Annotated in this window: 10 protein-coding genes; 4 read left to right on the top strand and 6 right to left on the bottom strand. The window is 39.3% G+C overall.

Going from position 1 to position 15,274, the window contains the following annotated elements:
* Positions 1 to 61: 61 nt before the first annotated feature.
* The 3 genes from G521_RS0103765 to G521_RS0103775 form a co-directional block, all read right to left on the bottom strand.
* Complete coding sequence (locus G521_RS0103765) at positions 62 to 2,578, bottom strand: zinc-dependent metalloprotease (protein ID WP_026897338.1); 2,517 nt, start codon at positions 2,576 to 2,578, stop codon at positions 62 to 64.
* A gap of 125 nt (positions 2,579 to 2,703) precedes the next feature.
* Positions 2,704 to 5,664 carry a WD40/YVTN/BNR-like repeat-containing protein gene (locus G521_RS16410; protein ID WP_155975655.1) on the bottom strand — a complete coding sequence of 987 codons (2,961 nt, stop codon included), beginning with the start codon at positions 5,662 to 5,664 and terminating at the stop codon, positions 2,704 to 2,706.
* 62 nt (positions 5,665 to 5,726) lie between these two features.
* On the bottom strand, positions 5,727 to 6,980 hold the full coding sequence (locus G521_RS0103775) for an aspartyl protease family protein (protein ID WP_026897339.1): 1,254 nt from the start codon (positions 6,978 to 6,980) through the stop codon (positions 5,727 to 5,729).
* 102 nt (positions 6,981 to 7,082) lie between these two features.
* Here G521_RS0103775 and G521_RS0103780 point away from each other — a divergent pair, with 102 nt between their 5' ends.
* Both G521_RS0103780 and G521_RS0103785 read left to right on the top strand, forming a co-directional pair.
* On the top strand, positions 7,083 to 8,393 hold the full coding sequence (locus G521_RS0103780) for a D-alanyl-D-alanine carboxypeptidase/D-alanyl-D-alanine-endopeptidase (RefSeq protein WP_026897340.1): 1,311 nt from the start codon (positions 7,083 to 7,085) through the stop codon (positions 8,391 to 8,393).
* A gap of 9 nt (positions 8,394 to 8,402) precedes the next feature.
* Positions 8,403 to 9,254: an alpha/beta hydrolase gene (locus G521_RS0103785; RefSeq protein WP_051189428.1), complete on the top strand. Its 852-nt coding sequence runs from the start codon at positions 8,403 to 8,405 to the stop codon at positions 9,252 to 9,254.
* On the opposite strand, the gene G521_RS0103790 is transcribed toward G521_RS0103785, so the two are convergent.
* The gene (locus tag G521_RS0103790) at positions 9,255 to 10,232 is read right to left on the bottom strand and encodes a YihY/virulence factor BrkB family protein (RefSeq protein WP_026897342.1); all 978 of its coding nucleotides are present in this window, start codon (positions 10,230 to 10,232) and stop codon (positions 9,255 to 9,257) included.
* Positions 10,233 to 10,302: 70 nt separating this feature from the next.
* Between G521_RS0103790 and G521_RS16415 the strand changes: the two genes are divergently transcribed.
* Both G521_RS16415 and ypfJ read left to right on the top strand, forming a co-directional pair.
* Positions 10,303 to 10,842 carry a phosphoglycerate mutase family protein gene (locus tag G521_RS16415; RefSeq protein WP_051189429.1) on the top strand — a complete coding sequence of 180 codons (540 nt, stop codon included), beginning with the start codon at positions 10,303 to 10,305 and terminating at the stop codon, positions 10,840 to 10,842.
* Positions 10,843 to 10,927: 85 nt separating this feature from the next.
* A complete protein-coding gene (ypfJ, locus tag G521_RS0103800; protein ID WP_026897343.1) occupies positions 10,928 to 11,770 on the top strand; it encodes a KPN_02809 family neutral zinc metallopeptidase in 843 nt (280 codons plus the stop codon).
* Positions 11,771 to 11,872: 102 nt separating this feature from the next.
* Here the strand turns inward: ypfJ and G521_RS0103805 are convergent, their stop codons facing one another.
* Both G521_RS0103805 and G521_RS0103810 read right to left on the bottom strand, forming a co-directional pair.
* Entirely contained in the window at positions 11,873 to 14,443 is a 2,571-nt protein-coding gene (locus G521_RS0103805) for an ABC transporter permease (RefSeq protein WP_220096041.1), read from the bottom strand.
* Positions 14,430 to 15,152 carry an ABC transporter ATP-binding protein gene (locus G521_RS0103810; protein WP_036678102.1) on the bottom strand — a complete coding sequence of 241 codons (723 nt, stop codon included), beginning with the start codon at positions 15,150 to 15,152 and terminating at the stop codon, positions 14,430 to 14,432. Before G521_RS0103810 ends, G521_RS0103805 begins: the two co-directional genes overlap by 14 nt.
* Between the last annotated feature and the right edge of the window lie 122 nt (positions 15,153 to 15,274).

Raw genomic sequence — 15,274 nt, forward strand, 5'->3', positions numbered from 1 at the left:
TTTAAAAAAATAAAAACCCCTGACGGTTTGATGATCAGGGGTTTTCAAATGGTTGATAATTTTATCCTTTCGGATCAAGAATTGTGTTAATACGAACCAGGGCATCTTCTAAATGAGCCTTAATCACCGCATTTCCAAATTTTGGAAGTGAAGTTCTGATCTCTGAAGCTAACAATTTAAGTTCGCGGCGAGCCATTGGGCGGATATCAGATGTTGACGCATCGATAGACGTACCAAAGAATGCAGAAGCAAACTGAGGCGAAACACCAGCCGGAAGTTCCTGCTCCTTAGTCATTAAAAACTCCATTCTCTCGATGTAAGAACGCTGTAAATTACGGCGGTAAGTATCCATATTTGCTCCGGTTTTTAACTCAGACCAAATTCCGCGATGTACGTCAGCAAATAACTCTTCAATGCTGTAAGCGTTTGAATTGTTTTTTACAGAGTTATCAATAACGCGTGCCAAACGGCCAAAATCAAGAATACCATTTAATACACCAACCTGTGTACGACGCAGACGATCTACGATACCGGCATTATCAAATTTATTTAATGTAGTTTGATTTAACATCCATGTTGGAGTTGCAAAAGCCTGCTCATTGATAAATTTCATTGCAGCACGCTGCTTAGCTTCTTGTACATGCGTGTAAACCGGTCCTTTTTGCTCATAGGTTTTATCATTCTGATAAATACCACCAATATTAGAACGTACATGACCCATGTAACGGTTCCATTGTCCTAAAACCTCACCGTATAATTCCTGCAAATTATCATATGGCTTACCTTCTTCATACATCCATTTCTCGATGTTTGGAACAATACGCTTTAAATTTGCAATTCCGTAAGTGGATGCTTTAACGGCATCATCACCTAAATCTTCAGACTGAGAACGAGGATCGATTGGATTTCCTGTTTGACGTCCATAGAAATAAAGCGGATTTCCGGCCTTTTCAACCGTCCATTTATTCAAAATTTTAGCCTCTTCTGCAGGAGTTTGATTATCAAACCAAGTATAACCCCATTTGATAGACCATTTGTCATATTCGCCAACACCCGGATATAATAAAACACCATCATCTCCAGGCTGAGCTATGTAATTAAAGCGGGCATAATCCATAATAGATGGAGCTGTTCCTCCCATACGTTTTGTAAAAGCACCTGAGCGCAGAGAATCTACCGGGAAAGCAACGCTAGATCCGAAGTTATGCGGCAAACCTAAGGTATGACCTACTTCGTGCGAAGACACAAAACGGATCAACTGTCCCATTAATTCATCTTTAAACTTAGGAGTGCGGGAATCAGGATTAATTGCTGCTGTTTGAACGAAAAACCAGTTACGCACCAGGTTCATCACGTTATGGTACCAACCGATGTCAGATTCCATAATTTCGCCTGAACGCGGATCTGAAATATGCGGACCATAAGCATTAGCAATATTTGATGCAAAATAACGGATCACAGAATAGCGTGCATCTTCTGGCGACCAGTCTGGGTCATTTGTTGGTGCCTCCAGACAAGTAATTGCATTTTTAAAACCTGCGGCTTCAAAAGCAACATTCCAGTCTTTAACACCTGCAATTAAATAAGGGCGCCATTTTACGGGAGTTGCCGGATCAATATAATAGATAATTTGTTTTTTAGGTTCTACCAGTTCGCCGCGTTTGTAAGCCGCCGGATCTTTTGGTTCCAGTTTCCAGCGATGAATGTAACGGGTTACTTCGGCACGCTGAGCATCCAAACCGTAATCTGTCTGACTTTGACCAAAATATCCTACTCTGGCATCCATCAAACGTGGTTTGTATGGCACTTTTGGTAAAAGCAACATCGAGTTATGAATTTCCACGGTCATTGATCCCAGGGATTTATCACCCGGAGGATCAATTGCACGGTAGGTTTTTAATGACCGTACTTCAATATTTATCGGGAATGATTTAATGGTATCAACATACGTTCTGCTGTCATCCATTGTACTGATCTTGTATTTGGTACGCAAAGGTTGCGGCAATCCTAATGACTGCACATCTTTAGCATACAAATCTGTAACATCAATAACTACAGAATTTGAATCCTTGTTAAAAGCTTTCACATCAAATGAAGCTAAAACCGCATCCAGGTTTGAGTTTTGAACCGACTCAAACATATCTGTTCCTTTAGCAGCAATGTTATCATACGAAGGTATGCGGATGAAAACCTGTTTTTCTCTTAATTGCCATTTCCAAACCTGCTCATTCAGTTCTTCGCCACCATAAGTGCCGTCTTCCGTTGGGGTTTTTGCATAGCGGGTAACCACAAGCATTTCGCGGTTAAAAAGTGAATCCGGAATTTCATAAAAATACTTTCCGTCCAGGCGATGAACCTTAAACAAACCAAGATCTGTTTTAGCCTTATCGGTAATCACTTCTTTATACGGCTTTACGGCCGTTTTTGAAGCTGCAGCCGGTGCCGGAGCTGTTGTTGTAGCAGGAGCCGGCAGTGCATTTTTTTTCTTTTTAGTTTGTGCTTCTGCAGTATTTAGTCCGCCGGCTAATAAAAGCGCCGTCAATGCTACATACGGCGCACAACGTAATTTTCTACTCATTTTCAATTATTTAGGGTTTTTAGGAATAGTAATCAACAAATTTATAATAAGGAATAACTTTGACCTGCTTTTAACGGGAAAGTTACAAAACTTAAAAACCCGGAATTTCGTCCGGGTTTTTAAAGTTATTTTGATTCTGCTTCGCCATCGGGCTCAGAAGCAGCTTCGGGCTCAAACCCTGATTGGCCCCTGGAACCTTCAGAAATAATTAATGTTTGTTTGCCCGCAGAGCCATTAGCGTGTTTAACCTCTACCAGATATTTACCTGGCTGCAAATAAACTTTGCCGCTATCCGCTTTTTTCAAGGATATGTTTTGACTTTTTTCAAATTCATTCTGGTATGCAGACATTTTACTATCGTTGATACTCAGATCATAATCCGCATAATTTAAACCTGCCTCTGCAGTATCAGTAAATGATTTTAACAGCAAGCCTTTTGCAGTTGAAATGTTAAGGGTAACCTTGCCGGAATTTTTACTGAAATACGGAATTTTGAATTCGGGTTCATAGATAGTATCGAATTTACGGCCCCAATTTGCACTGAAATTTACCGGCTTCAATTCAAATGCCTGCATATCTTTTTGCAGAACGTCGCCGGTTAATTGCTGCAGTTCTTTAATATCCGTCATATATAGTGAACGGCCGTGAGTAGCAATTACCAGGTCATCTTCGCGTGGATGAATAGCCAGATCATGTACAGAAACAGCTGGCAAATCTCCTGAAAAGCGCATAAAATCTTTTCCGCCGTTTAAGGAAATATATAAACCATGATCTGTTCCGGCGAATAACAGGTCTTTATTTTTAAGATCCTGTTTAACCACGTTCACTGGCTCTGCTGGCAAATTGGTCCCAATGCGTGTCCAGTTTTGTCCGTAATCTGCAGACTTATAAATATATGAATTGAAATCATCGTAGCGGTAACCGTTAAGGGAAGCATACACCGTACCTTCTTCAAAATTCGATGCAAAAACCTGTGAAACCCATAAATTCTGCGGAAGTTTATCAGAGATTTTACTCCAGGTATATCCGCCGTCTTTGGATACATGAATCAATCCATCATCACTTCCGGCATAAATTAGTCCGAATTTTAAGGGAGATTCATCAATGCTTGTTAAAGAACCATAAGCAATATCACCGGGTTTTCCGCCTTTTGTTAAATCTCCAGAAAGGGCAATAAAATCTGTTCCTTTATTCAGAGATCGGTGAAAACGGTTGGAGCCAAAATAAATCACATCCTGATTATGACGTGAAATTAACACGGGAGATTCCCAGTTCCAGCGCAGGGGGCGTTCGCCTAATTCATGTTTGGGCTGAAAAGGCATCCGTTCTTTTGTCGTTTTATTAAATCGTCCGTATGCTCCGTATTGCGATCCGGTATAAACCAAATTATTATCGCGGGTGTCTACGGCAACCTGCATTCCGTCGCCACCCCAGATACGCTTATATGGATACTCTCCATCGTCATACCAGCTATAACCGGCAGTATAAGTCGAAGGACCTGTCCAAACTCCATTATCCTGCAATCCTCCATAAATATTATAAGGTTTTGCCATATCTAATGTAACCGAATAAAACTGTCCCACGGCCGGTGTGTTGGCTTTAAACCAGTTTTTTCCATCATCATATGAAATATTAATTCCACCGTCGTTTCCATTAATAATATGACCGTCTTTTTTAGGATCGACCCACAATGCATGGTGATCGGCATGAACATTATCACCGTTGATGTTCTTGAACGTTTTTCCACCGTCATCAGAGCGGTAGATAGGAACTCCCATGATGTAAATCTTGTCTGCATTTACAGGAGAAACCCTGATCTGGCCAAAATAATAACCATAGGTATTATACACTCCTCTCAAATCATCTGTATTGGTTTTCTTCCATGATTTGCCGGCATCATCACTCCGGTAAACTTCGGCCTCTACTATGGCGGTACCGAACATCTGCGTGTTTGCATCTTCCAGATATTCTACCAGAGCTACAGGTTTAATCTTGTCTTCCAAAATATCTTTTTTAACTGAAGCTGCGGTATATTTGGAAGGAAACCGATTGTCTTTCAGAAACTGTGTAACGGCATCATTTTCAAGTTTTAAAAAATCATTTTTAGACATGTTCCTCAAGTCGTCTTTGCTTAACTTTCCGCTTTTTTCAATTTTTCCATCTTCTTTTCTGGCAGATTGATTATCAAGAATAGCATAGATTATATTGGGATTCTGAGGATAGACGGCTAAACCAATCCGGCCAACGCCTTCTCCATTAGGAAATCCGCTTGCGGCGGTAGATATCAAACTCCAGCTTTCGCCGGCATCTGTACTTTTATAGATGCCTGAAGTTTTTCCTCCTTCAACAAAATTCCAGGCCTGACGCTCACGTTTCCACATGGTGGCATATAACACTCCGGAATTTTTAGGATCTGAAACCAGGTCGACTGCACCGGTGGAATCATCTATAAATAAGGTTAATTTCCAGGTTTTGCCACCATCGGTTGTTTTGTAAACTCCTCTTTCTTTATTTGCAGAATACAGGTGACCCAAGGCTGCAACCCAGGCCGTGCCTGCATTGTCCGGATCCAAAACTATGCGACCTATATGGTGCGATTCAGGTAAACCCAACCATTCCCAGGTTTTACCACCATTGGTGCTTTTATAAATTCCGTTTCCGGCATACGAAGAACGGCTTGAATTATTCTCTCCGGTTCCTATCCAAATGATATTATTTTTCCAGTCAACCGCAATATCGCCAATGGTCATGCTGGCTTCCTGATCAAATACCGGTTCGAATGAAATTCCATTATTCACAGTATGCCATAGTCCGCCGGAAGCGTAAGCTGCATAAAATTCGGTAGGATCATTTTCATTGACATCCACATCGGTAATCCGGCCGCTCATAACCGTAGGGCCCACCGATTTAAATTTTAGATTTTTAACCAGGGATTCCTGATCTAATTTTTGGCGCTGTTCAAATCCTTTTAAAACTGTAGCTGCGGATGTTGGCTGAGGAACTGAACTTGTTTTTTGTGTCTTTTGTGCATTTACAAGATGCGTTGAAAAGCAAAATACGAGGAAAAAAGTTAGGGTTCTTTTCATTAATTTATTATTCTGGATGAGAATTGAAGAGGGTTTTATTTATGATCAGGATTAATTGTGTTTTAAATTCTTCTTTGTAAGGTTAGGATTACTCGCTCTCTTTCTTTGCTGCCTCTTGGAACTACCTCTAAAATAAAGCTGCGATCGTTACGTGAGCGGAAAAGATTATCAATTTCCTGCATGGTCATATCCGTTACCGATTTAAAATTTATACTTAAAATTTCATCATCCTTATTTAAACCTACTTCTTCTGCCGGAGAAGAGGGTTCAATTCGCGTAATAATTACCCGCTTGAAATCTTTTCCTCCCGAAGCCAGTTCCATCCCACTCATATCGTGCTCAAATGGTTCTTTTAAAAATGATGAGGGCTTAATATACATTGACTGGCGGTGATAATCAAATACCACATCAAATCTTCTCAAAATATTATTTCCCACGCTTCCGTTGCGTTGTATGGAACGTACTTTTGAACCTACATCCTCGTAAGAGGGATAAGCAGCAATCACGTTCTTAAGTGTAAATTTTCCAATTTTAACTGATGGGATCCGGCCAATATATCCCTTAATTGCACCCATCAACCCAATTCCTAAATTTGCGGCAATATTTACCTGCGGTACTTCAAAAGGTTTCCCTTCAAAGCTTTCCAGCGATATGGGATGACCGGCACCTGTATCAATTATCAATTTGGCAGATACTTTTTGGCCCGTACTTAAAACCAGTTCATTAACCATATAAGGCTTATGTTCTTCGATGGTAATTGGAATCCGGGTACCTTTACGCGGTATATAGAATTGATCTGGTCGGTAAATGGTAATGGAGTTTAAAGAATAGCTGATTCGAACGGTAAAACTGTTAAAAAATTCATACCCTATTAAACCATGAATAGGCATCCCGGCAAAACTGGAAAGCTCAAAAACATCTTTCTTCAAAATAGCTGCCGCGATGGATTTAGCTTTGGCGGAGCCTATATCAACCTCCAAAGATGGGGCAACAAACGCACTTAGATCTTCTCCTTTACCAAAGCCGCTTATTTTTATACTCCGCAAATTTTCTATATGAATAGAATCTACCAAAGCGGGATCTGTAATTAGAAACAGCCCTACGCCGGTATCTAAAACAAAGTTGTAAGGACCACTTCCGTTAATTTTTAAAGGAATAACCATCAGGTTTTTTACCAGCTGAAAAGGTATATTTTCGCGATTGCGATTCCCTGTAAACTCAAATTGCGCATACGCAGAATTGCATACAATTAAAAGGCCTGTAAAAATGAACAGGACTTTTTGTAAACAATTTGCAATGGTTAATTTGCTTGGCATTTAAAATTAAATTACAGTTATTAATTACAATTTCAGATTAAAAATAGAATATTGTAAGTTGACTCTTGCAAAAGACCCGAAAATCAAATAGTTTCTTAAAATATGAAATTCCGTATTTACACCCTACTTCTGTCTGTCATAATTATTCAAAGTTCTTGCTCCTCTGTAATACGTCCCAGAAAGATACAGAAACTTATTGAGCGTTCTGAAGTATTAAGTGGTCACTTCACCGGCTTTGCTCTTTATGATCCCGCGGATAAAAAAATGATCGCAGAACAATTCAGCGATAAATATTTTACACCTGCTTCCAATACAAAATTATTTACATTCTATACCGGGTTAAAACTTCTAAAAGATTCTATTCCTGCTTTAAAATATATTGAAAAAGGTGATTCGCTGATTTTTTGGGGAACAGCAGATCCGACTTTTTTACATCCTGATTTCAAACAAACCGTACTGAGCAAACTTGCGCAAAGCGGTAAAAAATTATTCTGGGCAAATGGAAATTACACCGGAGATTTTTATGGTACAGGATGGTCATATGATGATTACAATGAATATTATCAGCCCGAGATTTCGGCTTTGCCTGTTTATGGAAATATTATCCGCAGCAGTGTAATCAATGGAAAAATTACCGGCTCACCTGCTTTTACCGACAGTACATTTGTTCTGACTACAGACAGCAGTAAACAAACAGGCAGGTTTAGAATTAAGAGACAAATTCTTAATAATATTTTTACGCAACCCGCCATTCAGCCAGCTGCTTCTTTTACACAGGAAATTCCTTTTAAAACAAGCGACAATTTGCTGAACAAAATATTGAAATCAAATCTTCCCAATTATGTTGGAATGATTACTTATACGAAACCTGAAATCACCAAAACTTTTTATAATACACCTAAAGATTCGGTAATTAAACATATGTTATTGCCAAGCGATAATTTTATCGCCGAACATTTATTGTTGAATTCTGCGGCCGAAAATAACTGGGAGATGAATACCGATACCGTTATAAAATTCATGGTAAAAAACTACTTAAGCGATCTTCCTGATAAACCGCAATGGGTGGATGGATCGGGATTATCCAGGCAAAATTTGTTTAGCCCGAGAGATATGGTTCATTTATGCCAAAAGCTATATGAAACTGCAGGATCAGAAGAAAGACTGTTTAATTTATTGCCGCAAGGCGGAAAATCAGGAACGCTGAAAAGCTATTTTAAGTCTGAAACTGCGCCGTTTGTATTTGCAAAAACAGGCACCCTTTCAAACAATGTAAACCTAACGGGATATTTAAAAACAGAGAATGGCAAAACACTAATATTTTCTTTTATGAATAATAATTACGTGCGGCCAACAACTGAAATCCGTAAAGAAATGGAACGGATTTTAACCATTATTCACCACAAATATTAGGCTTACATAATGATGAGATTTGATATTTTTTCTAAGAAGTTTAACACGCTCACAATCCTGTTAAAACCGCATAAAATTAACACGTACATTGGTGTATTATTTTTATTGATAAGCGCTCCGGCTTATGCTCAGGATACACTCATCTATAAATCAGAATATTTATCAAAGCCGGATACCGTTCTAATATTTAAGCCTCAAAATTTTTCACCGGCAAAAAGCTTACCATTGGTTTATTTATTACACGGATATGGCGGCAATTACAATCAATGGAACAGTATTATTGATGCACAAAAGCAGGCGGATAAGTATGGTTTCATCCTTGTTTGCCCGGATGCAAATCTAAACAGCTGGTATATTAACAGTCCGGTTAAAAGCAAAAGCCAGTTCCAGAATTTTTTCTTTTCAGAACTGTATCCTGATATTCTTAAAAAATATCATCCCAATCAAAAACAAATATTCATCAGCGGCTTAAGCATGGGCGGCCAGGGAGCATTGAATTTATTTATCCAAAAACCCGAATTATTTTTAAGTGCCGGCAGCAGCAGCGGCGTAATGGATTTAAAAAAATCAAGCGATAAATACGGACTTACATCCCTTATAGGACCATCTACAGAAGCTGGCTTATGGGATGATTTTTCTGTTCTGAAGTTGGTTGAAAAATTAAAAGGTTCTGAAAAGCCTTTCATTTTTGATTGCGGAACACTGGATCCCTTTCACAGGGGAAATGTAGATCTGATGGAAAAATGCGCCACCCTTAATCTGGCGGCTACATTTATTTCACAACCTGGAAAACACGACCGGCAATACTGGAAAAAATCAATTGAAAAGCATTTTGATTTTTTTACAGCACTTATCAAATAGTTATTTCGTCTTCTCGTTTTCCTCTATATTTTCATGTTCCTGGGGCGGTAAAACTTTCACAACTTTTTCTTCCTCTGTTTGAATAATATGAACTGCGTAGGTTGCAGGTCTTATTTTACCGCCATAGCAATCTGCGTAAACCTGTGTAAATTCTGCACCGAAATACAATATTGCAGATGTATAATATACCCAAACCAGAATGACAATAATTGATCCGGCTGCACCGTAAGCCGAGCCAGGACCAACTTTTTGAATATATAAACCAATCAGAAATTTTCCTAAAATAAATAGTGTTGCAGTAAAAAATGCTCCGATCCGTACATCTTTCCAGCCTATTTCCACATCTGGTAAAAACTTAAAAATAATCCCGAACAAAGCAGAGATGATAATAAATGTCAGGCCCAGATTAAAGGCATTGATAACAAGAATGGTCATATCCGGAAAATATTGGCTTAACCGATCACTCAAGGCCAGAATCAAACCGTTAATAATCAGAGAAGCCACCAGGAGAAATCCCAAACTAATGATCATGGAAAAAGATAAGACCCGGTTAACCAGCATTTTTTTCCAGCCTTTTTTGGGCTTGGCTTTTACACGCCAAATTTGGTTAATAGAATCCTGCATTTCAACAAATACACCGGTTGCTCCTATAAATAAGGTAATCACTCCTAATATTACTGCGAAAGTGGAATCTTTTTGAAGAGTAATCTGACGGATAATTTCCTGAATTTGCAAAGCTGCATCATTCCCTACCAAGCCGTTAATTTCAGAAAACAGCTTTCTGTGAATTGCATCTTCGCCATAAAAAATACTTGCAAGGAAAATTAGCATTATAAGTAAAGGCGCCATTGCAAAAACGGTGTAGTACGCTAAAGCAGCACTCATTTTTAAGGCCCGGTCTTCAATAAAAGCATCGAAAGATGCATACAACAAACTGCCGCTTTTCTTCAGCACTTTTAAAATATCCTTTACATTCATTGCAAATCTTTATTTTTAAAAAGTTTTTCAAACTCAATGTGTTTGAAAAAATTATTTTTTATTAGTTATTATGAAATTCAAACTGCTCTTTATTATTTTATTTTTCGGATTAGCATCTTTTATATCCGCAGATAAATTTTCAAAGGAAACCGTTATCTATATCGTCCGTCACGCTGAAAAAGATGTGTCTAATAAAAGTAATTCTGATCCGGTGTTGAATGCTCAGGGCAAAATAAGAGCCAAAGATTTGGTGATTGCTTTGAAAAAAGAAAAGTTTGACGCGGTTTTTAGTACTGCTTACAAAAGATCGATGGAAACAGGAGCGCCAACCGCACAGAGATCAGGCCTGCCTGTATTAAATTATTCGGATATAAAGGAGCTGGTTAATACTGTTAAAAACACTTATACCAATAAAACCATCTTAGTGGTAGGGCATTCAAATACCATATTAGATATTGCGAAAGCTTTTGATACACAACCTCCAATGGAAACACTTCAGGATGATGATTATGATTTTCTTCTGAAAGTAACCATTAACAAGCATGGAAAGTCTGAACTTAAAATCTCCCGCTACGGACAACAACATCATTCAACAAAAATTTCAAAATAATAAAACACGTAATATCAGAGATTAGACTGATAAAACAAAGACCAAACAATCCTGTTAATCCCATCAACATTTAATACATACAACTATGCGCTGGCTTGGAAGACGCGGAAGCGGAAATATTGAAGATCGCCGGAGTGGCGGAGGTAAAGTTGCACTGGGCGGAGGTGCACTAGTAGTTGCGATTATCCTTGGTTTGATTACGGGAAAAAATCCACTGGAAATGCTCGATATGGTTCAATCCGGAGGAGCACCTCAGGAACAAACCACACCAACATCTGCCCCAACAGATGAAGAAGGAAAATTTGTAGATGTGGTATTAGCAGATACGGAAGAAGTTTGGGGGGCTATTTTCAAAGAAAACGGCTCAACGTACCAGGAACCAAATCTGGTTCTGTTTCGCGGAAGCGTAGCTTCGGCATGTGGTTCTGCAAGTGCTGCAACCGGACCATTTTATTGTCCTACCGATCAGAAAGTATATATCGATCTTTCGTTTAAAGATGATCTGACCAAGCGTTTCGGTGCCGGCGGTGATTTCCCGATGGCGTATGTTATAGCACATGAAGTTGGGCATCACATTCAAAACCTGATGGGTACTTCGGATAAAGTACAGGCCATGCGTGGACAGGTAAGTGAAACAGAGTACAACCGCTTATCAGTTAAGCTGGAGTTACAGGCTGATTTTTATGCAGGCGTTTGGGCAAATCATGCTCAAAAAATGTTTAATAGTATTGAAGATGGCGATATTCAGGAAGCATTAACTGCTGCCGCTGCCATTGGTGACGACCGTCTTCAAAAGCAATCTCAGGGAGAAATTGTTCCTGATGCTTTTACCCATGGTACCTCAGAACAAAGAATGCGCTGGTTTAAAAAAGGATATGAAACCGGCGATATAAATCAGGGCGATACATTTAATGCCAGCAGTTTGTAGTTAAACTGTATTGATTTATAGGTGATCTCACCTTTTAGGTATTTAAATTCTGTTTTATGTTTAAAAATACATTTATGGATAAAGAAATGAAGCCTGCATACGCTAGGCTTCATTTCTCAATATCTCAAGCGGCGGTTTATTTAAAATGCTCCGGCTGTTAAACATTCCTATAATTACTGTAAGGGATGAAATAAACAGGAAGATGAGCAATACCGGTAAAAATTGCGGCTCGAAGGAGGTTTCAAAGCTAAAACGTGCCAAAGCCCAGCTTGAAGCCAATGCTAGTATAATTCCGCTGGCGGCTGCAAGAGCACCCAGAAAGAAATATTCAAGTGCCGTAATGACCAATATTTGTTTACGGCTTGCGCCTAAAGTTCGCAGTAGCACACTTTCCTGAATGCGCTGATATTTACTGATTAATACCGAAGCAACCAACACTATTAATCCGGTTATGATGCTGAATCCAGCCATAAAACGGATCACGAAACTAATTTTATTCAGTATTTCATCTAACACGCTTAATACCAGGCCCAGATCAATAATTGAAATATTCGGAAAGCTTTTTACTATGGTTTGCTGAAATTCCGCAGAGCCTTTTGCCGACGGAACCTTGGTAATTAACACATGAAACTGGGGTGCATCTTCTAAAACTCCCTTTGGGAAAATCACCAGGAAATTTGTTTGTATACGGTTCCAATCTACTTTTCTGAAACTTCCAACAACCGTTTGAACAGGAGCACCCTGAACGTTAAATAAAAGTTTATCCCCAAGTTTAACATCAATTCGTTTTGCATAACCTTCCTCAATAGAAATCTCCGCAGGCTTATTTCCGGTAGCAATACCGGTCCATTTTCCTTCTGTTATGTTTTCGCTTTCTGTTAAAGAATCACGGTAGGTAACCCTGTATTCTCTTTCAAATGCCCTGTTTAAACTTCTGCTGCTATCTTTTTTAGCCTGTACAGCGGTTTTACCGTTGATAGATTCAAGTCGCATGGTTACCACAGGAACCTGCTGCATTACCGGAAGACCCATACTTTTGGTTAGATTTGCAACTTTTTCTTTTTGATTGGATTGGATATCAAATAAAACCATATTTGGCTGATTGCCACTTGCCGAGAGATTAACCCTGTTAAGCAGAATATCCTGGACAAAGAAAAGAGTACAGATAAATGCAGTACCCAACCCGATTGAGGTAATCAGGATCAGCGTTTGATTATTGGGTCTGAACAGATTGGCAAAGCCCTGTCTCCATAGGTAATTCCAGGAAGAAGGAAAAAATTTCCGGGCCATCCACATTAACAATCCGGCCATAGCCGCAAGAATTAAAAAAGAACCCAATACTCCAATAGTAAAAAACAGCGTTTGCTGCCAGTCTCTTAACTGCAAAAAACTAAAGGAGAATACAAAAAGAACAATCAGAAAGTAAACCAGCCATTTTAGCGGGTCTTTAAAAAGATGCGTCTCTTCAAATGAAATTCTTAAGGTGTTTAAGGGCGAAATATTCCGCACAGAAACCAGCGGCAACAACGCAAATAAAACTGAAATAATTATCCCTAAACCAATACCCTGAAATATGGCCGGCCAGGAAATTACAGCGGTTATTTCTATTGGCAAAAAATCTTTAAGAACCGCAGGCAAAACCTGCTGAATAACGGTTCCGAGGATTGCGCCTGCAATAGAACCTATGAAACCTATTCCTACAATCTGGATGAGGTATATGATAAATGCTTGTTTTGAACTTAAGCCAAGGCAGCGAAGAATGGCAATTGTACTTATCTTTTCGCGGATATAAATATGAATAGAGCTGGCTACACCAATACATCCCAATAACAAGGCAATAAAACCAACAAGTGATAAAAATTGGGTGAGATCTTTAAAAGATCTTCCCGTGTTTTCCTTACGTGATTCTACTGTTTCATAATCAAGTTCTGACTTATCGAGCCGCGGCTCCATTCTTTTAACAAAGCGATCAACCTGGCCAGGATCATTAAATTTGTAAAAAAAGTTATACGTAATGCGGCTGCCCTTTTGAGATAATCCTGATTCTTCAAGATATTGCAGAGGAATATAAACGATAGGTGCCACGGCTGCCGAAAACCCTGTCTGACCCGGCGCTTTGTTTAATATGCCGGCAATTTTAAAACTAACGTTTCCTAATTTTACTGAATCGCCAATGGCGGCGTTATATTGCAACATTAGGGTTTTATCTACCAGCGCCTGTTTGTTATCCCGAAAAGATTTACCTGCAGAGGCAGGGCTGGTTTCAATCTCTCCGTAATAAGGAAACCGGCCTTCAATCGCTCTTACCTGGACTAAACGTGTTCCCTGGTTTTTTGTGAAAAGAACCATAGAAGCAAAACTTCGTTCCTGTGATCGTTCATCTCCCAAAGACTTGAGCCAGTCTTCGACTCCGGGCTGCAGGGTTTTATTTGTTTCTATAACCAGATCGGCACCAAGCAATGTTTTGGCCTGATCATCAATATCCCGGTTGAGATTATTTCCAAAAGAATATATGGCTACCAAAGCGGCAATTCCCAAAATAATTGAGGAAATAAATAAAAATAGCCGGGAGCGATTTCGTCGGCTATCACGCCAGGCCATTTTTAACAGCCACTTAAAGTTTAAAGGCACTGTTGGAAATGATTTGCTTTGCGGTAAATTATTCTTTGACATACCCTACCTCGTTCAATTGTTCTGCACCTGTATTTTCATCAGAAATCATGAGTCCACCTTTTAAGCGAATAATCCGCTGGGTTCTGGAAGCAAGTTCGAGATTATGGGTAACCAAAATCAATGTGGTTCCGGCCTCGGTATTTAAATCGAATAATAATTTTTCAACTTTATGACTGGTTTCCGCATCCAGATTACCGGTGGGCTCATCTGCGAATAATATCTTCGGGTGGTTTGAAAAAGCCCTTGCTAAAGAAACCCGCTGCTGCTCTCCGCCCGAAAGCTGGGTTGGATAATGATGCATTCGTTCGGTCAAACCCACTTTATCAATCAGATCCATGGCGTGAGCACGGATGTTTTTTTCTCCCCGGAGTTCCAGCGGGACCATTACATTCTCGAGGGCTGTAAGCGTTGGCAATAACTGAAAATTCTGAAATATAAAACCAACATACTGGTTACGAACCTGTGCCCGCTGATCTTCATTTAAATTATCCAGACGAATTCCATTTAATTCAACTATTCCGGAAGTGGATCTATCCAAACCTGCGCATAAACCCAATAACGTAGTTTTTCCGCTTCCCGAAGGACCTACAATAGATACGGTAGAACCAGATTGAATAGAAAAACTGATTTTATCAAGAACTGTCAGCGTATGTCCGGCACTTTGATACGTTTTGCTTAAATCATTTACAGTCAGTATATTTTCCAGCATAAGTTTATTATTAGATGTAGTTTAGTCGCAGATGTTTCAAAATCCCTGTTGGTCCTAAAGTAGCAGAATAGCCAAACTTAAGTGTCATCAATATGTTTAAACATCTTTAATATGCGTTAATA

It is taken from the genome of Daejeonella oryzae DSM 19973 (assembly GCF_000422945.1).
Lineage (GTDB): Bacteria > Bacteroidota > Bacteroidia > Sphingobacteriales > Sphingobacteriaceae > Daejeonella > Daejeonella oryzae.

What these genes read in the sequence shown, in the direction of transcription:
- G521_RS0103765 (WP_026897338.1), bottom strand. Translation starts at nt 2,578, where the DNA reads ATGAGTAGAAAATTACGTTGTGCGCCGTATGTAGCATTGACGGCGCTT.
- G521_RS0103785 (WP_051189428.1), top strand. Translation starts at nt 8,403, where the DNA reads ATGATGAGATTTGATATTTTTTCTAAGAAGTTTAACACGCTCACAATC.
- G521_RS0103780 (WP_026897340.1), top strand. Translation starts at nt 7,083, where the DNA reads ATGAAATTCCGTATTTACACCCTACTTCTGTCTGTCATAATTATTCAA.
- G521_RS16415 (WP_051189429.1), top strand. Translation starts at nt 10,303, where the DNA reads ATGAAATTCAAACTGCTCTTTATTATTTTATTTTTCGGATTAGCATCT.
- G521_RS0103775 (WP_026897339.1), bottom strand. Translation starts at nt 6,980, where the DNA reads ATGCCAAGCAAATTAACCATTGCAAATTGTTTACAAAAAGTCCTGTTC.
- G521_RS0103805 (WP_220096041.1), bottom strand. Translation starts at nt 14,443, where the DNA reads ATGTCAAAGAATAATTTACCGCAAAGCAAATCATTTCCAACAGTGCCT.
- G521_RS16410 (WP_155975655.1), bottom strand. Translation starts at nt 5,664, where the DNA reads ATGAAAAGAACCCTAACTTTTTTCCTCGTATTTTGCTTTTCAACGCAT.
- G521_RS0103810 (WP_036678102.1), bottom strand. Translation starts at nt 15,152, where the DNA reads ATGCTGGAAAATATACTGACTGTAAATGATTTAAGCAAAACGTATCAA.
- G521_RS0103790 (WP_026897342.1), bottom strand. Translation starts at nt 10,232, where the DNA reads ATGAATGTAAAGGATATTTTAAAAGTGCTGAAGAAAAGCGGCAGTTTG.
- ypfJ (WP_026897343.1), top strand. Translation starts at nt 10,928, where the DNA reads ATGCGCTGGCTTGGAAGACGCGGAAGCGGAAATATTGAAGATCGCCGG.